This is a genomic window from Schnuerera sp. (assembly GCF_035459645.1).
GTDB lineage: Bacteria > Bacillota > Clostridia > Tissierellales > Tepidimicrobiaceae > Schnuerera.
Map to the genome: position 1 here is coordinate 1 of NZ_DATHXO010000123.1, position 1900 is coordinate 1900.

Annotated in this window: 2 protein-coding genes and 1 pseudogene; all 3 read right to left on the reverse strand. The window is 34.2% G+C overall.

Annotation, left to right across the window (positions count from 1 at the left end):
• Nucleotides 1–339 (reverse strand): DUF255 domain-containing protein (locus VK998_RS02890; RefSeq protein WP_325225273.1); only part of this gene is annotated, 339 nt, incomplete at its 3' end.
• A gap of 393 nt (nt 340–732) precedes the next feature.
• Nucleotides 733–1581 carry a 2-oxoacid:ferredoxin oxidoreductase subunit beta gene (locus VK998_RS02895; RefSeq protein ID WP_325225276.1) on the reverse strand — a complete coding sequence of 283 codons (849 nt, stop codon included), beginning with the start codon at nt 1579–1581 and terminating at the stop codon, nt 733–735.
• Nucleotides 1581–1900, reverse strand: a pseudogene (locus VK998_RS02900) (2-oxoacid:acceptor oxidoreductase subunit alpha); the annotation flags it as partial. The pseudogene VK998_RS02900 and the gene VK998_RS02895, both read right to left, overlap by 1 nt.

The window sequence follows — 1900 nt, forward strand, 5'->3', positions numbered from 1 at the left end:
TAAAGCTTCTGCAAAAGTAATATACACCTTATCTATATCTGGCCTTTCTTCCCTATCAACTTTAATTGGTACATAGTATTTATTTAATATACTTGCCACTTCTTCATCTTGAAAAGATTCTCTATTCATATTATGACACCATCTACAAGTTGAATATCCTATGGATAGAAATATAGGCTTTTCTTCCTTTTTAGCCTTTTGGAAAGCTTCCTTTCCCCAGGGATACCATTTTATTGGATTATAAGCATGTTGATGTAAGTAAGGAGATTTTTCATATTTTAATCTATTTGGTTCTTTATTATTATTTCTATTCATTTGACCAAAACCTTTCTTAATCATTGTATATTTATATTCTACCCATAGAGTTTAGCTATATTCCAAAGGATAAATTTTTTATATTATGAACAAATTGAAACTTCTAGAAATAGGATATAAACCCTTTTTATTTTTGCTCTATTGTTTCTATTTTAGTAGGACTCTTAAAAAGTAGTTCCTCTTTTTCATAAACTATATCATTTTTATTAACATCGTCAATATTAAATCCTGCAATTATAGCATTGTTCTTAACATTTTTTGGCCTAAAACAACCATTATCTACACCGCTTTTACTTTTATATTTGCAATTATTGTTGGATTGTTACTTGATAAGTTTGGTTTTGAAGGGGAACTTTTGACAATGCTCACTTAAGAACCTTGGAAGACTCACATAAAAGGATAGCTTAAGCTATCCTTTTACATGAACTCCTTTAGTAGTTTTTCCGCATTCATCGGATCCAATTCTCTATCTACAAGAGGTGGCCCTTCCTTTATAAATGGGAACTTGTCTTCATAGGTTTCCTTTTCAACTTTATATAGTATTCCTATAGGAATTTTATCGCCAAACTCCATGGCCTTTTTAAAGGCTTCTTCCCTATCGGTATAGTCATAATCCTCTGGTAGAGGATACACTCTTTCCTTGTACCATGCAAAGGTATTTACCTTATTCCATACTACACAGGGTTGGAATATATCTACTAGCGCATAGCCTTTATAATTTATTGCTTCCTTCATTATTTCTACTAAATGGGGAATATCTCCAGAAAATCCTCTAGCCACAAAGCCTGCTCCCATAGTTAAAGCTAAAGCCAAAGGCTGTAACGGCTCCACCTTAACCCCATCAAATTGCAAGGTAGTTTTCTGTCCCATAGCTGTTGTAGGGGATGCTTGACCTTTAGTCAATCCATATATTTGATTATCGTGGACAAAGTGGGCTATATCTATATTTCTTCTTATAGTATGGATGAAATGGTTTCCTCCTTCACCGTATGTATCCCCATCTCCCGATTCTACAATTACTTTTAAATCTTTATTTGCCATTTTTATTCCTATGGCTGGTGGCAAAGCCCGACCATGGAGGCCATTAAATCCATTCACCTTTATATAATGGGGCATTTTTGCAGCCTGACCTATCCCCGATGAAATAACTACTTCATGTGGTGCCAGCCCTAGTTCTTCTAAAGCTTGTTTAAGGGCTGTTCTTATCATATAGTTTCCACATCCAGGACACCAGGATGGTTCATAGAGTTTATATTCATTAACCATTATAATACCTCCTTTAACCTAGTATATAGTTCATCTCCACTGAAGGGTCTACCATCATATTTAAGTATTTTATCAGTAGATTTTATTAAAAGCTCTTCTCTAATTAAACTATCCAATTGGGCTGTGGCATTTTGCTCTACATCTATAATCTTTTTAGCAAATTTAGACATCTCCATAAGTTTTTTAGTTGGTAATGGCCATATATCTCCAAAGACTAAGGCGCCAATGGATATTCCCTCTTCAATTAATTTTTCTACTGCCTCTCGTACTGGACCATAGGTAGAACCCCAACTGACTATAAGATTTTCTGGTTTTCCAT